Source organism: Streptomyces sp. NPDC020958 (assembly GCF_055562175.1).
In genome coordinates this window covers 17,806-38,625 of record NZ_JBVHFU010000012.1, presented here as the reverse complement: position 1 = coordinate 38,625, position 20,820 = coordinate 17,806, and the positions used below count along the sequence as shown (strand labels likewise).

18 protein-coding genes are annotated in these 20,820 nt (G+C 71.6%); 13 read left to right on the top strand and 5 right to left on the bottom strand.

Translation table 11 applies throughout. The features are described 5' to 3' along the window. Positions 1 to 26: 26 nt before the first annotated feature. Genes ACZ3KP_RS29090 through ACZ3KP_RS29075 form a run of 4 tightly spaced genes read left to right on the top strand, consistent with a single transcriptional unit; the run spans position 27 to position 3,509 of the window. Positions 27 to 401, top strand: coding sequence for an antibiotic biosynthesis monooxygenase family protein (locus tag ACZ3KP_RS29090; protein ID WP_467502892.1), 375 nt, complete (start codon positions 27 to 29; stop codon positions 399 to 401). Beyond that, positions 398 to 1,285 carry an NAD(P)-dependent oxidoreductase gene (locus ACZ3KP_RS29085; protein WP_467502890.1) on the top strand — a complete coding sequence of 296 codons (888 nt, stop codon included), beginning with the start codon at positions 398 to 400 and terminating at the stop codon, positions 1,283 to 1,285. Before ACZ3KP_RS29090 ends, ACZ3KP_RS29085 begins: the two co-directional genes overlap by 4 nt. Next, positions 1,282 to 2,274: an amidohydrolase family protein gene (locus ACZ3KP_RS29080; RefSeq protein ID WP_467502888.1), complete on the top strand. Its 993-nt coding sequence runs from the start codon at positions 1,282 to 1,284 to the stop codon at positions 2,272 to 2,274. The genes ACZ3KP_RS29085 and ACZ3KP_RS29080 overlap by 4 nt, the downstream gene beginning before the upstream one ends. Then, on the top strand, positions 2,271 to 3,509 hold the full coding sequence (locus ACZ3KP_RS29075) for a cytochrome P450 family protein (protein ID WP_467502886.1): 1,239 nt from the start codon (positions 2,271 to 2,273) through the stop codon (positions 3,507 to 3,509). The genes ACZ3KP_RS29080 and ACZ3KP_RS29075 overlap by 4 nt, the downstream gene beginning before the upstream one ends. Before the next feature lie 68 nt (positions 3,510 to 3,577). Here the strand turns inward: ACZ3KP_RS29075 and ACZ3KP_RS29070 are convergent, their stop codons facing one another. Next, positions 3,578 to 3,943 carry a hypothetical protein gene (locus ACZ3KP_RS29070; RefSeq protein ID WP_358981338.1) on the bottom strand — a complete coding sequence of 122 codons (366 nt, stop codon included), beginning with the start codon at positions 3,941 to 3,943 and terminating at the stop codon, positions 3,578 to 3,580. Between the two features lie 312 nt (positions 3,944 to 4,255). Here ACZ3KP_RS29070 and ACZ3KP_RS29065 point away from each other — a divergent pair, with 312 nt between their 5' ends. Continuing rightward, the gene (locus tag ACZ3KP_RS29065; protein WP_467502883.1) at positions 4,256 to 5,344 is read left to right on the top strand and encodes a M23 family metallopeptidase; all 1,089 of its coding nucleotides are present in this window, start codon (positions 4,256 to 4,258) and stop codon (positions 5,342 to 5,344) included. Between the two features lie 453 nt (positions 5,345 to 5,797). Here ACZ3KP_RS29065 and ACZ3KP_RS29060 read toward each other — a convergent pair whose 3' ends face one another. Both ACZ3KP_RS29060 and ACZ3KP_RS29055 read right to left on the bottom strand, forming a co-directional pair. Further along, positions 5,798 to 6,466, bottom strand: a complete 669-nt coding sequence (locus ACZ3KP_RS29060; protein ID WP_467502882.1) for a response regulator — start codon at positions 6,464 to 6,466, stop codon at positions 5,798 to 5,800. Between the two features lie 65 nt (positions 6,467 to 6,531). Beyond that, positions 6,532 to 7,821: a sensor histidine kinase gene (locus ACZ3KP_RS29055; RefSeq protein ID WP_467502881.1), complete on the bottom strand. Its 1,290-nt coding sequence runs from the start codon at positions 7,819 to 7,821 to the stop codon at positions 6,532 to 6,534. A gap of 187 nt (positions 7,822 to 8,008) precedes the next feature. Here ACZ3KP_RS29055 and ACZ3KP_RS29050 point away from each other — a divergent pair, with 187 nt between their 5' ends. Genes ACZ3KP_RS29050 through ACZ3KP_RS29040 form a run of 3 tightly spaced genes read left to right on the top strand, consistent with a single transcriptional unit; the run spans position 8,009 to position 11,559 of the window. Beyond that, positions 8,009 to 8,242: a hypothetical protein gene (locus tag ACZ3KP_RS29050; RefSeq protein WP_358981333.1), complete on the top strand. Its 234-nt coding sequence runs from the start codon at positions 8,009 to 8,011 to the stop codon at positions 8,240 to 8,242. Further along, a complete protein-coding gene (locus tag ACZ3KP_RS29045) occupies positions 8,239 to 8,988 on the top strand; it encodes an ABC transporter ATP-binding protein (RefSeq protein ID WP_467502879.1) in 750 nt (249 codons plus the stop codon). Before ACZ3KP_RS29050 ends, ACZ3KP_RS29045 begins: the two co-directional genes overlap by 4 nt. A 3-nt stretch (positions 8,989 to 8,991) precedes the next feature. Beyond that, positions 8,992 to 11,559: an FtsX-like permease family protein gene (locus tag ACZ3KP_RS29040; protein ID WP_467502877.1), complete on the top strand. Its 2,568-nt coding sequence runs from the start codon at positions 8,992 to 8,994 to the stop codon at positions 11,557 to 11,559. A 251-nt stretch (positions 11,560 to 11,810) separates the two neighbouring features. Here ACZ3KP_RS29040 and ACZ3KP_RS29035 read toward each other — a convergent pair whose 3' ends face one another. Then, positions 11,811 to 12,860 carry an aldo/keto reductase gene (locus tag ACZ3KP_RS29035; RefSeq protein ID WP_467502875.1) on the bottom strand — a complete coding sequence of 350 codons (1,050 nt, stop codon included), beginning with the start codon at positions 12,858 to 12,860 and terminating at the stop codon, positions 11,811 to 11,813. Between the two features lie 75 nt (positions 12,861 to 12,935). Here ACZ3KP_RS29035 and ACZ3KP_RS29030 point away from each other — a divergent pair, with 75 nt between their 5' ends. After that, positions 12,936 to 13,472, top strand: a complete 537-nt coding sequence (locus tag ACZ3KP_RS29030) for a TetR/AcrR family transcriptional regulator (protein ID WP_467502873.1) — start codon at positions 12,936 to 12,938, stop codon at positions 13,470 to 13,472. Positions 13,473 to 13,552: 80 nt separating this feature from the next. Here the strand turns inward: ACZ3KP_RS29030 and ACZ3KP_RS29025 are convergent, their stop codons facing one another. Then, complete coding sequence (locus ACZ3KP_RS29025) at positions 13,553 to 17,593, bottom strand: NB-ARC domain-containing protein (protein ID WP_467502871.1); 4,041 nt, start codon at positions 17,591 to 17,593, stop codon at positions 13,553 to 13,555. Positions 17,594 to 18,179: 586 nt separating this feature from the next. Here ACZ3KP_RS29025 and ACZ3KP_RS29020 point away from each other — a divergent pair. The 4 genes from ACZ3KP_RS29020 (at position 18,180) to ACZ3KP_RS29005 (ending at position 20,807) form a co-directional block, all read left to right on the top strand. Further along, entirely contained in the window at positions 18,180 to 18,320 is a 141-nt protein-coding gene (locus tag ACZ3KP_RS29020; RefSeq protein WP_165939255.1) for a hypothetical protein, read from the top strand. 598 nt (positions 18,321 to 18,918) lie between these two features. Continuing rightward, on the top strand, positions 18,919 to 19,239 hold the full coding sequence (locus ACZ3KP_RS29015; protein WP_467502869.1) for a peptidase inhibitor family I36 protein: 321 nt from the start codon (positions 18,919 to 18,921) through the stop codon (positions 19,237 to 19,239). A gap of 588 nt (positions 19,240 to 19,827) precedes the next feature. Next, positions 19,828 to 20,385 (top strand): hypothetical protein, encoded by a 558-nt coding sequence (locus ACZ3KP_RS29010; protein ID WP_467502867.1) that lies wholly within the window; start codon positions 19,828 to 19,830, stop codon positions 20,383 to 20,385. After that, positions 20,382 to 20,807 carry a hypothetical protein gene (locus ACZ3KP_RS29005; protein ID WP_467502865.1) on the top strand — a complete coding sequence of 142 codons (426 nt, stop codon included), beginning with the start codon at positions 20,382 to 20,384 and terminating at the stop codon, positions 20,805 to 20,807. Before ACZ3KP_RS29010 ends, ACZ3KP_RS29005 begins: the two co-directional genes overlap by 4 nt. The last annotated feature ends 13 nt before the right edge of the window (positions 20,808 to 20,820 follow it).

Genomic DNA, 20,820 nt, shown 5'->3' with positions numbered 1-20,820 from the left:
GCTGGATCCCACCCACAGGAGGAGACATGGGCACGAGGAACACGAACAGCACGAACAACACGCAGAACACGAGGACCGACGGCCGGTCGGCCGACAAGCTGAGCGTCGTCTTCACCGTCCGCGTCATCGAGGGCGGCGAGCAGGGCTTCCTGGAGGCGTACGACCAGCTCCGCGAGTCCGTCGCCCGGACCCCCGGCCACATCGTCGAGCGGCTGGGAGCACCCGTGGACGACTCCCGTCAGTGGGTCATCACCAGCGAGTGGCAGACGGCCGCGCACTTCTTCGCGTGGCAGCAGAGCGCGGAGCACCGCGCACTGGTGGCTCCACTGCGCCAGTGGGTCGACTCGACGCAGTCGCTGCGGTTCCGAGTCGTCAAGGAGACCGAGGGGGTGGCGGCATGACGCGCACCGCCAACGGCCCCGTCGCCGTACTCGGGCTCGGCACGATGGGCACCGGCCTGGCCACCCGCCTCCTCGACCGGGGACTGCGGGTGCGGGTCTGGAACCGTACTCCGGAGCGGGCCGCACCGCTTGCCGAGGCAGGCGCCTTCGTCGCCCCGCACCCCGCCGAAGCCGTCGCGGGCACGAGCGCCGCGATCTGCGTCGTCGCCGACGGCGAGGCCCTCGGCTCCGTGCTGCACGGACCCGACGGCGTCCTGTCCAGGGGCCCCTACCCCGGGGTCCTCGTCTGCGCCAGCACCGTCTCCCCCGACGAGGTGCTCCAGATCGCCGGTGACATCCCCTCGGTCGTGGACGTCGGCATGCTCGGCAACCGCGACCACGCCCGTGACGGCGAGCTCCGGCTCTTCGTCGGCGGCGAGGAAGAGGCGTTCAGCGCCTGCCGCCCGCTGCTGGAGGCGCTGGGCAAGGAGGTCGTCCATCTGGGCGCGCTCGGCTGCGGCATGCGGATGAAACTGTGCCTCAACCTCCTGATGGGCATAGAGGTGCAGGCCCTGGCCGAGGTCACCGAACTGGCGACCGCCTGCGGCCTGGACCGGCAGGCGGTCCTGAGGACCGTCGCGGGCAGCGGCTTCGCCTCTCCGGTCATGGCGTTCAAGGCGAGGCGCCTGGGTTCCGGCCGCTTCGAGGAGCCGGACTTCCGGCTGCGGCTGATGGCGAAAGACCTCATGCTCGCTACCAAGCAGGCGGCGGCGGTCGGCCTGAGCCTGCCGCTCACGACCGCCGCGGCCGAGACCCACGTCCGTGCCACCGAGCAGGGACTGGGCGACCAGGACTGTGCCGCGGTCACCCGCGCACTCACACCGAAACCGGGCAGCGACACGTGATCATCGACATCCACGGGCATCTCTCCCCGCCGGAGGCGGCCGAACGATTCCCCATGCCCCCGAGCCTGACCGACGTCGACGGCATGCTCGCCGCCCGCGCCGAGGCCGGCATCGACCTCACCATCATCGGCAGCCCCGTGGGCGCCGGAGCGATGGCACGGGTACCGGGCGTGGACAACTACGCGCAGCCACGAGACCGGCTGCGGAGTTTCCACGCCTGGATGTCGGGGCTGATCGCCAGGTTCCCCGACCGGTTGCGCGGCTACGTGTACGCCAACCCGTTCGGGGACGACGATCACCTCGACGGGGTGCGGGAGACCCTCGCGGACCCGGCCTTCGTCGGCCTGATCACCACGTCCAGCGTCCACGGGGAGCTGCTCGGCTCCCCGCGCGCCGACTCGTTCTTCGCGCTGGCCGCGGAGGCGGGGGTGCCGGTCCTGGTGCACGCCCCGGCCGAACCGGTCGGCACGGAACGGGTCGACGAGATCGGCTTCGTCGAGCAGATCGGCCGGTTCGGCGACGTCACCATGGGCATGGCCATGATCGCCTTCGCGGGGTGGCTGGACAAGTACCCCGAGCTGCGGTTGATCGGCGCGACCGGCGGCGGCGCGATGGCGCTGCTGCCGGAGCGGCTCCAGACGGCGGCGCGCCCCCGGCACTGGGCCGGGGGCGCCCCGCCCGCCGGCCGGCCCGGGGCGGCCGGCGTTCCCTCCGCCCCCTCGGCGGCCCGGGGGCCGGCGGCCGACCCGGCCGCTGCGCTGCGGCGCATGTACGTCGACACGAGCCCGTTCAGTTCGGCGCACCTGAGCCTGAACGCGGAGGTGCTGGGGCCCGAGCGGATGCTCTTCGGCACCGACTCACCGCCGCTGGCCGTGCCGCTGGAGGAGCAGCTCCGCATGATCGAGAAGCTGCCGGTCGACAGGGCGGCGCAGCAGCTCATCCTCGGCGGCAACGCCGAGACCCTCTTCGACCTCAGGAGTCGTCCGTGACCACCACGCAAGAGGCCGTCACCGCGGCCGAACGCTGCACCCCGGAGTTCCGGCGGGACCCCCACGGCGTCTACGCCCACCTCCGCGACGCGGCCCCGGTCTGCCCCATGAGACCGCCGCACGGCAACGAGACGTACCTGATCACCCGGTACGAGGACGCGCGGGCCGCGCTGGCGGATCCGCGGTTGAGCAAGGACATGTACGGGGCCATGGACGCCTACCGGAGGATCTTCGGTGACTCGTCCGTCGCGCTGGACGACAACATGCTCAACTCCGACGCGCCCAAGCACACGCGGCTGCGCAGGCTGGTCAGTTCCGCGTTCACCGCTCGGCGGGTGGCGGCACTGCGGCCGAAGATCCAGGACATCGTCTCTGGCCTGCTCGACGCGTGCCCGGCCGGGGAGCCCTTCGACCTGTTGCCGGCCTTCGCGTTCCCGCTGCCGATCATCGTGATCTGCGACCTGCTCGGCGTACCACCCGAGGAACGGTCACGGCTGCAGAACCTGTCCTCCACGGTGGCGCAGAGCGGCTTCAATGAGGAGGCCAAGCGGGCGCAGCAGAAGGCGGAGGAGGACCTGCACGCGTACTTCTCGGATCTCATCGCGGCCAAGCGGAGGGATCCGGGTGACGATCTCCTGAGCGCGCTCACCGCGGTCCGGGACGAGGACGGCGGGCTGACCGGGAACGAGCTGGTCTCCACGGCGTTCCTGCTGATGTTCGCGGGGCACAAGACGACCGCGTACCTGATCGGCAACGCCGTGCACCACCTCCTGTCCCACCCCGAACAGCTGCGCGCCGTGCGGGAGGACCCGGAACTGATGCGTGCCGCCGTCGAGGAACTGGTGCGCTACGACGGCTCCGTGGAGACCGCGACGTTCCGTTACGCGACCGAGGACGTGGAGTACGGCGGGACCCGGATCCCGAAGGGCGCCCTGGTCCAGATCGCGCTCAGCGCGGCCAACCGCGATCCGCTGAAGTTCGACGCCCCCGACGAGTTGAACGTGACGCGTCCGGGCAACGCGCAGGACGCGCACCTGGGGTTCGGGCACGGCAGCCACTACTGCCTGGGAGCCCCGCTGGCCCGGCTGGAGACCCAGCTGGCGCTCACCGCCCTGTTCGACCGGTTCCCGAGCACGACCCTGGCCGACCCGACCGCCGCACCACGCTGGCTGGAGGTACCCTTCCCGGCCTTCCGCGGCCTCGCGGAACTCCGGGTCATGCTCGACCCTGCGTAGGCATGACCTGGTGGCGCCGCCTGGCCGAGTGGACCGAGGGTGAGGCGGCGCCGCGGAGGCCGCCCTGGTCAGGCGAGATCGGTCAGTTCCTCCGCGAACACCTGCGACAGAGGCTGCGGTCCCACGTACTGCTGGCAGTTGCACTGACCAGCTTCGTAACGCAGCGGCTTCTTGTTCTCGTCCCAGGCCACCGGCACCTCGACGCGCTCGTGGCACTGGCCCTGCTTGTCGTGTTTGGCGAGATGGTGCGTGCATCCGCACACTGGCTCCGGGGACTTGTTCGCTGCTTCGACGGCCAGACGTTCCTGTCGCGCCGCCTCCAGCAACTGCAACTTGCGCTCATGCCGATGACGCAGTGCGGTGCGGACGTTGTCGGCCACCCAGGCGAAGCCACCCGTCCAAAAGACGATGAGAACCCACCAGAACCAGTCCATCCGCTTTCCCCTCCCCCTGTGATGCCCGAACCAGCATAGATGGCTCACCGGAACCACAGCGCTTGGCTGCCTGGGTCGGTCACGACCTGATCACCACCGTGCTGCACAACCTGGCAGCCTTCCAGATCGTCTTCCAGACGGCACCGCCATCAGCTACTTCACGATCTTCAACACAGTGGCCCTGGGGGCATGCACTTGGGCGACGATTACAGGTCCGGCCGAACGGGGCAGTCGGCGGCCGACCTCCTGTTCACCTTCCTTACCACCGAGCGTGCACACCGGGAGTCTCTCGCCCCGCGTGTGGTCGCCGCCGTGGGACGTGAGCGGCTCGACCAGATCATGGACGGCACCCGCGAACGCGTCGGTGAGATCACCTGCGTACGGGACAATCCCGACGGGCTGGTGATCGAAGGCACCAAGGGGCGCGCCCTTGCCTTCGCCACCACAAGCGACGGCCATGTGCTCGACGGGCTGTTGATCTCCCCGGTCTCGTATCGCGTGCCGCGCCTGCGCATCGCGCACGGGGCGCGAGCCGCCCTCGTGTGGACCGTGTGGGTGCTGCTCCTCACCGAGCGAATCGACGCGTGCTGGCAAGCCCCGTCCCGCATCGCCTGGTGCGGCCGCCTGCTCATCGTCGCGGCCGGCTACCTGCTCATGGAGGGCTGGCACGCCCCGGCCCGGCTGCCGTGGTGGATACGCCGGGCCGTGGAGGCCGGCGCGCTCGTGGCCCTTGCCTCCGCGTGCCGACTGCCGGGGCTGCCCACGTCGGGCGGCGGTGGGGCCGAACTGGTCGTAGGCGCAGCCCTGACCGCCGTCTTCGGATGGTTCCTGGTCCGGGCGCGGCACCATCGCTGGGGGACCGCCGTGTCTCGGCCTCTCACCTTCCCCCTGCGAGACGGGCATTGGTACATCGCACAAGGCGGCGGGGCCCGCCTGAACCATCACACGCCCTTCCCCGAGCAGCGCGGCGCCCTGGACGTGATCCAGATCGGCCCGGGCGGTGCGCGAGCACGCGGCGCAGGTATGCGCGGAGGAAACGAGAGCCATCTGGTGTACGGGCGGACACTGCGCGCCCCGTGTGACGGCACGGTCGTCTCCGCCGCCGGTCACATCGACGACCAGGAACCCGGCAGCGTCCGGTACCAGCCCCCCTACGGCAACCACGTATTCATCGACACCGGCACGGAGATCGTCAAGCTCGCTCACCTGCGCCGCGGCACCGTGACGGTGAAGACGGGCGATCCCGTGCGCGTCGGGCAGATACTCGGCGAGGTGGGCAACTCCGGCAACAGCACGGAGCCCCACCTGCACATCCACGCCGAACGCGACGGCCTCGGGCTCGATCTGGAGTTCAAGGGCATCACGGGCCCACTGTTCCGGGGCCGGACCATCCGCATGTAGGCCTCGGCCTCCTTCATCACAACAGTTACCGAGGTGGATGCCGTCGACGAGGGCGGGTTGGCGCATGACGGCGAAGCTGTGGGTCATGAACCCGGAACCGATGACCAGGATGCCCTCCGCGTGTGGACACAGTCCCGCTGCGGGTACGGCTTACCGGTGTACTGCCTGCTGAGCCGGTCGATGCCGGTGAGGTCCTTGTCCTCTCGGATCTCGGCGATTCGGCCGATGACGCTGACGTGGTTGTACCAGTCGGCCTCGTCCAGCACCGTGAGGGTGAGAAACCGGCTGACCGTCCGATCGGAGCGTGGCGATGACCGCCGGGCCAAGCGCGCTCGCAGGGGCGCCGTGCAGATCGCGATTCCCGGCGACCACGCACCGGGCAGGACGCCGATGCAGGGCGTCCGGGCCGGCCGGCTCAGCCCGGCGGCTGAGCCGCGTCCTCAGCCTCTCGGGTCAGTACCACTGCCCCCGTCGCCTCGTGTCCTCCAGGTAGTGCAGGACCGCCGCCACCCGGCGGTCCACCTGGTCCGCCGGGGAGAGGTCGAGCTTGGCGAAGATGCTGCGGATGTGCTTGTGGACCGCGCCGTCCGTGACCACCAGGCGCTCCGCGATCGCGCTGTTGCCGAGGCCCTCGGCCATCAGCGCGAGGACATCCCGTTCACGCGGGCTGAGCCGTTCCAGCCGGGTGTCCTGGCGGGAGCGGGTGAACAGCTGGGCGACCACTTCAGGGTCGATGGCGGTCCCGCCGGACGCCACCCGGTGCAACGCGTCGAGGAACTCCTCGACCCGGCCGACCCGTTCCTTGAGCAGGTAGCCGACTCCGCCCACCCCGCCCGTGAGCAGCTCGGTGGCAAAGCTCTGCTCGACGTACGCGGACAGGACGAGAACGGCGAGGTCGGGGCGGCGGCGCCGGGCCTCCACCGCCGCGCGGATGCCCTCGTCGGTGTGCGTGGGCGGCATCCGTACGTCGAGGATCGCGACGTCCGGCTTGTGCTCCTCGATGGCGTCCAGGACCTCCTCGGCCGTTCCGGTCCTCGCCACCACGTCGAGGCCCTCGGCACCCAGCAGCAGGGCGAGCCCCTCGCGCAGCAACGGGTCGTCCTCGGCCATCACGATTCGCATGTCGGCAACCAACTCATCTGTAGGACAGGGCACTTCGGTGGACCGGCCCGCGGGCTTCCAGAACGTCACGTACCGCAGGGCAGGTCCACGTCGAGCACCGTCGGCCCGCCCGCCGGGCTGGTCACGCGGAGCGTACCGTCATGGGCCGCCACCCTCCGACGCATGCCGGTCAGCCCGGAGCCGCCCGCTTCGTCGGCGCCGCCCCGCCCGTCGTCCTCGATCCGCAGACGCAGCCGGCCGCCCCGCGCCCGCACGGTGACCGCCGCCCCGCTCGCCCCGCTGTGCTTGGCGATGTTCGTCAGCGCCTCCGCGACCACGAAGTACGCCGTGGCCTCCACGGACGCCGGGCACCGATCCGACGCCTCCACATCCGTCCGGCACGGCACCGCGCACTCGGCGGCGAGACCCGACAGCGCCCCGGCCAGCCCCCGGTCGGACAGCACCGGCGGGAGGATCGAGCGGGAGACCGCGCGCAGTTCGGCCAGTGCCTGCTCGGCGGCGCTCTGGGCACGTTCGAGGAGTTCGTCGGCGCGCTCCGGATCCCGGGCGGCCATCCGCCGGGCGGCGCCGAGCAGCACCGTCACCGTGACCATCCGATTCTGCGTCCCGTCGTGCAACGACCGCTCGATGCGCCGCAGTTCGGTGGCGTGGGCGTCGAGCGCGGCGGCCCGGGTCGCGGTCAGCTCGGCCACCCGCAGGGACAGGTCGGTGTCCGGCCCGGCGGCAAGCAGCGTCCGCCCGGCACGGGCCTGAAGACGCGCCATGCCGGGCGTCAGGCCCAGGACGACGGCGATCCAGCCGACGCCGACCAGGCTCACCGACAGCGCCTCCGGCCAGGTGCGCGCCGCCCCGAACCCGAAGGACGTGCTACTCGTGTCCGCCGGCGCGAACGGCCACACCAGCGGAAAGAGGGTGTCCCGGAACGCGGCCAACGGCAGCCACACCCCGAGCAGCCCCAACAGGAACCCGAGGCTGCCGTGACGCAGCGCCCACCGCAGCTCGCGCCGGGTGGTGGGGTCGGTGAGGGCGGCCCGCAGCGTCGGCGGCGGGTCGGGAGCGACGATCTCGGGTCCCCAGCGGGCCAGCCGCCTCCGCTCCCGCTCGGCCAGCGCGTGCAGGGTACGGACGGCGACCGACGCGAGCAGCAGGCCCACGCCGGCCGGCGTGGTCACCGCGGCGACGGCCGCCAGCACCAGCACGCCCAGCGCCATCACCGCCGTGCCGAGCCCGCCGACGAGCTGCCCGAGCGCGGCACCGGAGGCCCGCAGGGCCCGGACGGCGATCTCCCGCGGACGCTCGGCGCCGGGGTCGACGTCCGCGGTGTCCGCGGTGCCGGTGGGCTCGGTGGTCGTCATGCTCACTCCGCTTCTGACGTACGCCATCGACCTTAGGGCAGGCCCACTTCGCCGTAAGTACAGCAGGCTGTACTTACGATCCGGCTGTTGGCGGGATCGGCCGAGGGGGGCGCGGTCCGTAGCGTCGGAGACCTCAGCCGGGACGCCGGCCGAGACATCAGCCGAATCCCCGCCGAAGGAGCCCGCGATGGCGACCATCGACCCCCACCGACCGAGCGCCCACGACGCCCCCGCCCCGTCCGTCACCCGCGGCGATGTCACCCGTGTCTTCCTCTGGCTGGTCCTGGTGATCAGCGCAGTCGCCAACATGGTCGCCTCCTACGCCGCCGCCGGTGTCGCCGTGAACCTCGCCTGCGGCACGGTCACCGGACTCGCGGCCATCACCCTCGTCCTGCGCCGTCTGAAGGGCGGCCGCCGGTGAACCTCGCGTCGACCGCCGTACGGGTCACCGCGCCCGCCATCGCGCTGGAGCGCGTCACCAAGATCTACCCGGGCGATGTGAAGGCCCTCGACGAGGTGTCCCTGACCGTCCGGCCCGGCACCTTCCTCGCCGTGATGGGCCCCTCGGGCTCCGGCAAGAGCACCCTGATGCACTGCGCGGCGGGGCTGGACTCGCCGACCTCGGGCAGCGTCCGCATCGACGGACACGAGATCGTCGGCCTGAACGAGACCCGCCGTACCGAACTGCGGCGCGAGCGCGTCGGGTTCGTGTTCCAGGCCTACAACCTGATCCCGTCCCTCACCCTCGAGGACAACATCACGCTGCCGCTGCGACTCGCCGGCCGGGCCCCGGACCGGGAGTGGATCGCGGCGCTGGTGGAGCGCGTCGGCCTGGCCGGCCGGCTCGGCCGACGCCCCGCCGAACTCTCCGGCGGCCAGCAGCAACGCGCCGCCGTGGTAAGGGCGTTGGCGGCCAGGCCAGCCGTCGTGTTCGCCGACGAGCCGACCGGCGCACTGGATCTGCGCAGCGCGCACGAGGTGCTGGAGCTGCTGCGCGCCCTGGTCGACGAACTGGGCCAGACGGTGATGATGGTGACCCACGACCCGGCCGCCGCGTCCCGCGCCCACCAGGCTCTGGTGATGGCCGACGGCCGGGTCGTCGAGGCCCTCGATCACCCCACCGCGCCCCAACTGGCCGAGCGACTTGTCGCGTTGGGAGACCGCTGACCGATGTCCCAGCACTTCCGCACCCCTTCCCGCCTCCCCCTCCTCCCCATCGCCCTGCGTATGGCAGCGCACCGGCTCACCGCGCTGCTCGCCGTGGTGTGCGCGGTACTCGGCGGGGCCGCCCTGATCACCGGCACCGGTGTGCTGGCCGAGTCCGGGCTGCGCTCGCGGCTGCCGCCGGGACGGCTCGGCGGCGCGGACATCGTCGTCGCGGCCGACCAGGAGTATCACCCGGACGGCGATCTGCCGCTCGCCCTCCCGGAGCGCGCCCGGGTCCCGTCGTCGCTGGTCGACCGGCTCTCGGGCCTGCCCGGGGTGACTGCCGTGGTGGGCGACCTCGGCTTCCCTGCCGCGCTGGTCGACGCCCGTGGAGGGGTCGTACCGGCCGCCGACGACCCAGCGGCGGCCGGACACGGCTGGTCCTCCACCAAGCTGCTGGCCCACCCACGCGTCAGCGGCCGCGCGCCGGCCGGGGTGGACGAGGTCGCCGTCCCGGCGGCAGCCGGGCTGCACACCGGGGACCGCGTCCAGGTCGTGGTGGGCGGTCGCCCCGCCGTGCGCTGTCGCGTCGCCGCGGTGGTCGACGCACCGGGCGCGGGCGTCTATTTCGCCGACGCCACGGCCGCACGGCTCGCGGGCCGCGACGCCGCGCGCCGATACGACGTGATCGGCATGCGCACCGCACCCGGAACCGGCGAGCGGGTCGCCGACGCGGTGCGCGGCCGGGTGGCCGGCACAGGGCTGACCGTCCGCACCGGTGCGGACATCGGCGAGACCGTGGCGCCGGGCGTCGGCACGGCCCGCTCGCTGCTGGTCCTGCTGGCCGGTTCGCTGGGCGGAATCGTGCTGCTGATCACCGGGTTCGTCACGGCGGGCGCGCTGGGTGTGTCGATCGCCGGGCAGCGCCGTGACCTGGCGCTGATGCGGGCGGTCGGGGCGACCCCGCGACAGATCCGCCGACTGGCCGCCGCGCAGTCCTCCGTCGTGGCCGCCGTGGCCCTGGCCCCCGGAGTGGCCCTCGGCTACCTCCTCGCGGGCCGCTTCCACGACATGCTCGCCGACCGAGGCGTCCTGCCCCCCGAACTCCCCCTGACCGTCGGGCCCTTGCCTGCCCTCGCCACCCTCCTTCTGCTCGCGCTCACCGTGCAGGTCTCCGCCCGGTGCGCGGCCTGGCGAACATCCCGGATGCCGGCGACGGAGGCCGTCGCCGAGTCCCGCAGCGAACCGCGCAAGCCGTCGAAGGCCCGTACCCTCACCGGAGTTCTGCTGATCGCCGCCGCGTGCGCGCTGTCCGTCACCCCGCTGCTGACCCGTACGGTGATCGGCGCGTCGGCCACGTCCATCGCCGGGATCGTCGCCGCGATCGGCCTGGCCCTGTGCGGCCCGGCCCTGGTCCGGTCGCTCGGCGAGCGGGCCGTACGACGGCTGCGGCCTGGGACGCCCGCTCCCACCTGGCTCGCCCTGGCCAACGTACGGGCGTACGCACTGCGGATCGCCGGAGTGGTCAGCCCGCTGGCGATGGCGGTCGTGTTCGTCCTGACCTACACCCTCGCGCAGACCACCGTCCTCGCGGCGACCGCACAGGACACCCGCACCGGCACACTCGCCGAGTACCGGCTGAGCGCACCGGCCCTCGGTGGCCTGTGGGCCGGCGCGCGGGACGCCGTACAGAAGCTGCCCGGAGTGCGGTCCGCCGCACCCGTCGGCTCGACGACTGTCATCTGGCCGTACGAGATGTTCGGCGAACCCGATGTGGAGTCGGTGCCGGCACTGATCGCCACGCCGGACGCGGCCGGGGTCCTCGACCCCGGGGTGCGGGAGGGCGGCCTGGCCGGCCTGACCGGCGCCACGGTCGCGGTGAGCAGCGAGGTCGCCGGTGCGCGGGACGCCGGACTCGGCCGGCGGATCCGGCTGGTCCTCGGCGACGGGACGCGGACCGAGGCGCGGGTGGCGGCCGTGTACGACCGGGGCCTCGGCTTCGGCTCGCTGATCGTCTCCGGGGACCTCGCGGCCGGCCACACCACCTCCGGCCTCGCCCAGAGCCTCCTCGTCCGCACGGACGGCACCGCGACGGCGAGGCGCGCACTGGCCGGTCTGACGGCGTCCCGCCCAGGCCTCGTCCTGGAGCACACGTCCGGATCGTCCGGAACGGCCTTCGGCGGCAAGCAGGACACCCCGCCCGAGGTGTGGATCAACCTCGCGACGATCGTCGTACTCCTCGGCTACCTCCTCCTCAGCATCGCCAACAAGCTGGTCGCCGCCACGGCGCAGCGCCGCACAGAGATCGCCGCGCTGCGGCTGGTCGGCACGACGCCGCGGCAGATCCGGGCGATGATGCGCCGCGAGGCGACCGTGATCGCCGCGGCCGCGCTCGTCTCCGGCCTGCTCCTCTCCACCCTCCCCCTCGCCCTCCTCGGCCAGGGCTTCCTCGACCGCCCCTGGCCGGCGGGCCCGGCCTGGCTGCTCCCCGCCATCGCGGCGACGATCGCGACGACGGCCTTCCTCACGATCGAACTCCCCACCCGCCAGGCCCTGCGCACGCCCCCGGCGGACGCGATCCGGGCGGTGTGAGGATCCGAGGGCCGCCCGGACCCCGCCCATCACGAAGACCCGGCGCGTGGGAGCCCTGGGAGATGCCGACGAGTGAGACTCCGGTGCCGGCGATCAGGAGGGTGCCGTAGATCACCCAGCCGGTGTCCATGACGGCGCCGAGGGGGAGTTGGCGACGCGGGTCCTGCCATACGGCGGAGGTGCCGAACTCGGCGCCCCGGACACGAGCGGCCCGAGAAGGACGAGGGGCGTTCCGGAGCGGACGACGGGGTTCATGCGAGAGCCATTCCGGGCACGCGTCGGCGGATGGCCTCCAGCTCGGCTTCGTCCGAGACGCCCTGCCAGTCGTGGCGGGGGGTGTAGGGGGCTTCCAGGGCACGCACGTCGTCGTCGGTGAGCTCGATGTCGAGGGAGGCCACGGCCTCGTCGATCTGCCGGACCGAACCGGCGCCGACCAGCGGAGCGGTGACGACCGGCTGGCGTCGCAGCCAGGCGAGCGCGACCTGTGCGCGGGTGATGCCGTGTGCGGCGGCGACCTTCCCGACGGCGTCGATGATCGCGTGGTTGGACGCCTCTTCGGCCGGCGAGTAGAGCAGGTCCGCGTAGGCGCCGTCCGTCCCGGAGCGCACCGTCGAGCGGGCGTCGTCCCAGGCGCGGGCGAGGCGGCCGCGGGCCAGCGGCGACCAGACGATCGTGCCGACGCCCTCGTCCAGGCACAGCGGGATCATCTCCCGCTCCTCCTCACGGGCGAGCAGGTTGTAGTGGTCCTGCATCGACACGAACCGTGCCCACCCGTGCTCCTTCTGCAGGTGCAGCGCCTTCGCGAACTCCCAGGTGTGCATGGACGAGGCGCCCAGGTAGCGGACCTTGCCGGCCTTCACGAGGTCGCTGAGCGCTTCGAGGGTCTCCTCCCAGGGGGTGGCGTGGTCGTTGCGGTGGATCTGGTAGAGGTCGATGTAGTCGGTTCCCAGACGTCGCAGCGAGTGGTCGACCTCGGTCATGATCGCCTTGCGTGACAGACCGCGGCCGTTGGGTCCCAGCCGCATCGGATGGCGCAGCTTGGTCGCGATCACCACGTCGTCGCGGTCGGCGAAGTCCTTCAGGGCGCGGCCCAGGATCTCCTCGCTGGAACCGTTGGAGTACATGTTCGCGGTGTCGAAGAAGTTGATCCCCGCTTCCAGCGCGTGCTGGATGAGCGGGCGTGCGTCCTGTTCGCCCTTCGACCAGACGGGGTGCCCGCGGTCGGGTTCTCCGTAGGTCATCGCGCCGATCGCGATCGGGGACACGTCAAGGCCGGTCGTGCCGAGCTTGATGTATTGCATGACGCTCCTTAAAGTATGTGGAGAGCTCTCCGGATAACGTAGTGGAGAGCTCTCCACTTAGCAAGGTGAGGTCCCGTGGTCCGTTCGGACGCCCGTGAGAACAGGGCGCGCATCCTCGCCGCCGCACGCGAAGCACTCACGGCGGACGGCAGCACGTCGATGAACCAGATCGCCCAGCGCGCGGGAGTGGGCGCGGGCACCCTGTACCGCAACTTCCCCACCCGCGAGTCGCTGGTCCTGGCCGTCTACCAGGACGAAGTGGCACGCATCACCGGCACCGTGCAGGACCTGCTGGCCCAGATGCCGCCACTGGAAGCGCTCCGCCACTGGACGACCGACCTCGTCGAGGCCATGCGCAGAAAACACGGCCTCGGCGACGCACTCGGACCAGGCGCGCACCAGGCGATCAGCGAACAGAGCTACGGCCCGGTCATCGCCGCGATCACCCGCCTCCTCGACGCCGGCAAGAAGGACGGAAGCATCCGCCCCGACGCCGACCCGGGAGACTTCCTCCAGCTCACCGGTGCCTTGTGGCGCGCCGCGTCCAGCCCCGAGGACCGGGCGCCCCACATGCTCGCGCTCATCCTCGACGGACTCCGCACGCACCGGTGAACGACGCACACACGACAGGGGCGTCAGGTGATCGGCCCTTCCGTGGAAACGGATTGGTCAAGCCGGGTGCTCTGATCCGCTCATGCCCGCGAGAGCGGCGAGGGCGGCCCGGCGGTGTTGCCGTGGTCGCCGTTGCTGGGCCACCACCGGTGGATGTCGAGTACGGCCTGGATCAGTGGTGCCGCGGTGTCCTGCCGATGGTGCAGGGGCAGGTCGGCGACGAGGGAGAACAGGCCGGGCCTGCCGGTGGCGGCGGCGTCGGCGAGGGCGGTGCGCCAGTAGGCGGGCCAGGGGTCGGGGTGCAGGGCGTCGGCCGCGCGGGCGAGTGCTCGACTGGCTTTGGCGCGTTCGGGCGCGCTGGCGTGCTGTCGTACCGCGTTCGCGGCCTGGTCGAGGAGCGCGGGCGTCAGATGCGGTGCGATGCGGGAGATCGTTTCCGGGAAGACGCCGTGGTGCCAGCCGCGATCGCCGTGGACGAGGTGCAGGAGCCGGTCCAGGAGTTCGGCGGCCCGGGTCGGGTCCAGGTGGGGGGCGAGTGTGGCAAGGGGCCCGTCCAGTTCGTACGCACTGGTGAGGGTGCGCAGGTAGGAGACCGTCTCGTCCAGAAGTCCGGGGCGGGTGGCGGGGTCGGCGTACGCGGCCAGGTCGGCGAGGACGTCCGCGGTCTGATAGCGGGCGCCGAGGGTGCGAGCGAGCCGGGCCGCGTACTGCCGTGCGTCGGGGTTCAGGTAGGGGGCGACGGTGCTGAGGCCGGCGTGGCCGTGGCGGGACGCCCAGTCCATGTCCCAACGGAAACTGAGCGCGGTCAGGCAGTCCAGCGCTGCTTCGAGGACGGGGCCGCGTCGGCGGGCCGGCAGGTAGGCCAGCAGGCAGGAAAGCCGTCGCAGGCGCTCGACGTGGTCGCCCTCGTCGCCTTGGTCGCCTTGGTCGTCCACGGCTGGCAGCGGGGTCGGATGGCCGGGGAGCAGAGGCAGTCTGTCCTCGTCGGGCACGCCGGCGGCCGCCCGCTCCAGCGCGTGGAGTCCGTCGCAGGGCACGTCGTCTTCGTGGTCGTGCGGAATGAGTGCGGCCATGGCCGCTTCCCGCAGCAGGACGGCGCGTCGTACCGGTGCGGCGTAGGGGATGAGGTCGGCGAGTGAGGAGGCCTGCCGGCAGGGGCCGTGTGCGGTCCGGGCGAGCCGACTGGCCTGGTCGATCAGTGTGTCGGGCAGGGGCTGCGGGTCCTGCGGAGGGGGGTGGTGGAACGCGGGCCGGTCCAGAACGCATGCGAGGTGGAGCGCCGCGCCGAGCTGCTGCAGGTCGGTGGCGGACTCTACCAGCGACCGGTAGCGGTGGTGCGGGTGGTTTTCCGAGGTGGCGAGGTCGCGGGCTCGCCGCAGCAGTTCCTCACGGTCGGGTGGTGCCGCCCTGGCCGCCAGCAGTACCAGGAGCCGGGCATGCGGCTCGGGGCCGACGTCGGCGGGGATGACCCGTACCGCGTCGGCGATCAGGGCGTCGGGCAGGTGGGGAGCCAGCTCGGTGAGCAGGCTGACCCGCTGCTCCCCGTGGTCTTCGGTGGAGACGAAGCCGAGGATGCGGCTGAGGGTCGCGGACGGCTGGCCGGGGGCCAGGTGTACGAGAGCTCGCGTCGACGGCCCCTGCTTGTCGAGCATTCGGGTGCCGAGGAAGTGGCGCAGCAGCCCGGGCGTCAGGTGCGGGGCGAGCTGATTCAGGGCGTCTTCGGGTGGGTTCGCCTCGCCGACGTGGTCGATGACGCGGCGCAGTAGATGTTCGGGCAGGAACCTCGCGATCTCGCACGCCGTCCAGACAGCGGAGGCCCGATGCGCGCGGAACAGGGCGTCGAAGGTGTCTTCCAGCAGCCGCGTCCTCCTGGGCTCGGGCATCAGCGGCAACAGGGCTGCGATGCCCCCACGTCTGAGATCCACCTTTTCGGTTCGCAGGATCTGCAGGGCTTTGTCCAGCAGCTCGGGCCGTTCCTCAGCGGGAAGGTGAGGAATCGCGGCGGCGAGTAGGCGGGCAGCCGTGACCGGGCTCGCTCCGTCGAGCGTCTGATCCAGCAGGCCGCGGAGCTCGTCACCGGGCAGATAGGGGGCCAGTTCTTCCACGATGAGGCGGTTGAACCGCTTCTCCTGCGCGGGGTCGTAGGCGGCGAGTCGTTCGGCGACCAGCCGGGCGCGTTCGTCCGGTTCGGAGGCCGGCAACACCGCGCGGAGGGCTTTGCTCTCTTCCGTGGAGTACCGGTCGGTCCGGGCGAAGGCCAGCACGTCCTCATAGAGGGCCGGCAGCTCCGGCAGGGCCGCGGTCATGGCCTCCAGGTAGTGATGCGCGGACCCGTCTCGTCTACGGGCTCCGGCGCGCAGCTCCTGCAGCGACCGTTCGGGGAACCACCTGGCCACGTGTCCGAACAGCCAGGCACGGATCTCCTGAGATCGCTGACGGTCGGTGTCGGCCGCCTCCAACGCCCGCTCCAGATAGAACTCCCGCCGCTCGGGCAGGGCAAGGCCGACCAGCCAGACCAGCGAGAACGCCCGGCGCATCGCGTAGTCGATGCCTTCGGCGGCCTCCCCGGCCAGTTCGACCAGGTGTGTCTTCCGGTGTTCCGGCAGTCCACGGAAGCGGGCGAGGCGACGCAGCGCATCTGACCGTTGCTCCGCGTCAGGGATCATCTCGGCGTACGCCTGTGCCCTGTCGAAGGTCCAGATTCGACGCCGGGCCAAGGCGGCCAGAATGCCGGCCGGGACAGTCCCGGCGAGGCTGACGATCGAACTCCTGATCAGGGCGTACCGGAATTCCAGCGCTATGCCCTCGGCCTGATCGGCGGGCGATGCGGCCCGGTCGGTGATCTGCTGCGCTCGTCCGCGCGCGAGATCCAGGTCCAGGAGGTACTCGGCCGTGCGTTCGGACCGCTCGTGCAGCGCGAACCAGGTGTTGGTCCGACCGCCGGGACCGGACTCGGCGGCCAGCAGCCGATACAGGAGATCGTCGCGCCCAGCCTGCACGAGATGGTCGGTCACATGCAGTAACCCGTAGAGGTCGTCGTCGGACGGCCGGGCCGGTGGACCGAAGTGGGAGATCGCCTCGGCGAGCCCCCCGTCCAGGCCGCCCCACCTCCGTAGGAAGGCGGCAGCGAGGCGGCCGTGCAGGTCGGGCAGCCGCCGGGCGGCCCGGAACCGCGTGTAGTCGTAGAGAAGATCATGCAGGGCAAACGTGCCGTCGGCGGGTCGGTAGGTCAGCAGTGACCGCTTGGCCAGGCGCGCGATCGCCAGCCGTGATTCGTCCGGGTCCAGGCCTTGCTGTCCCCAAAGACGTGCTGCGACCGAGACCGGCACCGGGCCCCGGCCGGCGAACACGGCCAAGTCCTCGTACAGCTCCCGGGTCGCCGACGGCAGGCCACCGGTGCTCGCCTCGACGGCGGCCAGCAACGAGGTGTGCCGATAGTCCCGGAACGTCACCGCCAGCGCGTCGGGCCGGGGCTTGCGGAGCAGGGTCACCAGACTGGTCCACGGCTGGCCGTCGCCGACCATACCGCCGCAGATCGCCACGGCCAGCGGCAACCCACCGCACCGGGCGAGGACTTCGTCCGCCTGTCCAGGCAGCTCCGCTTCCGCGATGCCCGCATAGGCGGCCAGCATCGACCGAGCCTGCGCCGGGTCGAGCGGCGCGACGAGGAGTTTTCGCTGCCCGTGCGGCACGGTCTCGTGGTCTCGCGTCGTCACCAGCAAGGCGCTGCCCGGCCCGAACACATCCAGCGCCACACGCTGGTCATTACCGGTCACGTCGTCGATGACCACCAGGCACCGGGCCGACGCCAGCCGACGCCGCAACGCGTTCACACCGGCCTCGACGTCGTCGCCCGCGATGGACACACCGAGCACGGCCAGCAGTTCCGCCTGGCACCCGGCCGCCGACCGGCCACCCGCCGACAGCCACACGACACCGTCCGGGAACGCAGAGGCGACACGCCGGTCCCGCGCAGCGGCCTGAGCCAGGAAGGTCTTGCCCGACCCGCCCATGCCGACCAACGCCACGATCGGCGCGTGTCCTGCGGTGCAGGCGTCTTCCAGCAGCGCATCCACGATCTGGTCGTGCGGGACCTGCCGGGCCAGGAACGTCCCGGGCAACGGAGGGGGCTCCGCGAGCCCCGCCAAAGTGCCGCAGGGAGCTGGGGCGTGCCACGAGACGGGCCGCCCACCCCCTCGGCTGCCCTGCCGGCGCTCATCCCGGGCCCGCTGCCACGTCTGCATCCACCGACCGTCGCTCGGGGCCCTGAACCCAGGAGTCTCCGTACGGGCTTTGGCCCGCAGGAAGACCAACAGCCAACGCGCCGTTTCAGCGCCGGACGGGACGTTCTCGCCCTTGAGCCAGGCGGACCACGCCGACGGCCCCACCCTCACCGGCGGCCTCTGCGCGGCCGCCTGCCGCACGACCACCTTCCCCGTCGGCCGACCGGCGGCATGCCACAGCTCCTGCAGCCCCTGTACCCACTGCGCGGTCGCGTCCAGCGGCTCACTCACACCCATGTACCCCGCCATCCGGTTCCGATCCGGAATCGATCCGGAAAACCCGACCACGTCCGAACTCCAGGGTCACGACGCCCACTCCGAGCAGCGGCGAGCTCCGGGCATCGCCGGAAAACCCTCCGGACGGGCCTCATCGACGGTGACCGGCCGATCGTCCGGCCAAGGCCGCCAACCCCCAGGGGGCACCGTGTTCCAGCGTCCATCACTCAAGCACCCGTACCTGCGCGGCCTCGTCCGCACCGCGACGCAGGCCGCCGTCCGCAGCGCCGCCACAGCGGCCGGCTCCGCGCCCGTCGCACTGGCCATCTGGTGGATCACTCACCGGTAACGCCGGACCGCACGTCGGTGCCGGTGACGCGCACCACGGCGTGCGTTCCTTTCGAGGGATCTCGGCCACCGGGGATCGCCTCCTGGACGGCTGTGGGTCACAGGTTCCGACACCGCTCGGCGGTGCGGTCACGCACATCGTCCCCGGTGCCCGCGGCTTCGGGAACCCTCCCGACGCGGGCGAGCTGTGCCGGGGACTCCCGTCAACCGGGCCGGGTCCGCGTGATGACCCACGCCAAGGCAGCACAGCAAGACAAAGCGGCGGCGCGGCTCGTGGCACCCGGTACCTCCCCGAGATCGAAGCCGGCTCATTGTCCGGAGCTTGTTGCCCGGCATCCGACCCCCGATCCCGGACAACGAGATGGCAGTACAAACAAGGCACCGGCTGATGCGGACTTCGCTGCGCCGGCTCACCATCACCGTTCGGACGACCGGACGGCAACAGGATCGGGAACCGACTCTCGCGACGCCGATCTGATGACCCGAAACCACCGAGAGGATGTCTCGTGCTCAGCACACGAACGGCGAGTACCACACGCAGCAAGCTCGCTGTCGGTTCCGCCTTGGGCGCCGCAGCACTTGTCCTGACCACCATGGCGATGGCAGACACTGCCGAGGCCGCGGACTGCTCCTCCGGGGCGCTGTGCGCCTACACCTCGACGTACGAATCCGGATCACGTGGGGCGGTCTACGAGGACAACACGGATCTCACCGGGTATTCCCAGTTCCGCGGGGCCGAGTCGCTGTGGAATGCCGGCACCTCCTGCAATGTACGGGTCTACAGCGAGCGCAACTACACAGGCCACTACTGGACACTGGCCCGTGGCACGGGGATGTACTCGCTCAACGACGTGGCTGACAACCCGGAATGGGGCACGGCTCTGTACCACCACGTCTACTCGAACAACTGGTGCGTGTGAGCCGAGCCTGCGCACGGCTCGCGGAGGTCGTCGCCACCGCCGCCGTGTTCACGGCCGGCTGTTCGTTCTCGGACGGCGGCGATCGAGGACAAGTGCCGCTCGACCCGCGACCGCTGTCCGCCGTCCTGGTCACTTCCGTGGCGGACACCGCTCGTCTGCGAGAGCAGGAGGAGTCCGCCGTCGCTCACTGCATGGCACGTCGCGGCTTCAGGTACGTGCCGGAGCGAACGACGGTGAGCGAGCGTACGGTGACCACCAATCCGTACGGCCTGCTGCGTGAGAAGCAGGCGCACCAGGACGGTTACGGCGTGGTGGGCGAGATCCTCAGCGGGACGGGCAACCGTCCTCCGCCGGCCGTTCACCACTCCGCTGGCTGGACAAAGGCGCTGGAGGGCACGCACGTGGAGAAGTTCACCCTTTCGACCGGAGTGGTTCTGACCTACCGGCCCGACGGGTGCGCCTACCGGGGCCGGAATCCCAGACGATCCCTTCGGAGCACTCGGCGTGGCGCGCTTCCGCCGGTCGCTGGCCTGGCACATTGCGCGCAGACCGGGCGGATTGGTGGCCCTGGCCATCCAGTACGGGCACATGCGCACCACAATGAGTGCCGGCTACGCCGCCCGCGGCCGCGGCGGCATCCACGAGCTGCTCGACATCGAAACCGCCCGGGCTACCGCCGACACTCTCACCACCCTCCACGACGATCTCGCCACCGGAACCGGGATCTCAGGGCCGGCCGCCCGGCGAGCGATCCACGCCGCGACCCAGGCCCCCACCTTCGCCGGGTCCATCCGCACGCACCGCCAGGCCCGGGACATCCTGGGCAACCCGGCCCTGACCGTCTACGACAACCCGCACTCCTTGCTGATGTGCGTCTACAACCGAGACCGCGCCTTGTGCCACCGCCTCGATGTCACCGACGCCCCGAGCCTCGACCGCTGCCAGCCGTCGTGTTCGAACATCGCTCGCACCGACCGCCACGCCGACGAACTCTTGCAGCGCGCACAGACGTTGGAGAAGCAGGCCGCCTCGGAGGCGGTACCTGGCCCGCTCGCCGACCGGCTCACCCGCCGCGCCAACCATCTCCGGTCCCTGGCCGACCGCCACAACCACGACCGCATCAACTCCCAGGAGCCGACCGCATGAACCCCGTCGCAGACGAGCGCGACCGCATCCGTGCCGCGATGGACCGCATCATGCGCGGCACACCCGAGCTCTCCAACGGAGCCCTGACGATCGTCGCCCTCGCCCTCGAAGCCGGCGTCCCGCGCAACGCACTCACCCAGCGGCACACCGACCTGAAGAACGAGTTCTACGACAAGGTCCGCGCCCGCGGCGGCACCCCGGACAGCGAACAGCGCCTGCGCAAGCGGATCCGCCGCCTCAAGGAACTGCGGGCTGCCGACGCGGAGGAGATCGCCCAGCTCAAGGCCGACGTCGAGGCCCTCATAGGCGCCCTGCACCAAGCGACTGTCGAGAACCGTCTCCTACGCGAACAGATCGCAGAGCAGCATCCAGCAGTCCGCGCCCTGCCCTACCAACTACGGCCAGGGACCCCCCACCCGTAAGGTCACCACAGCG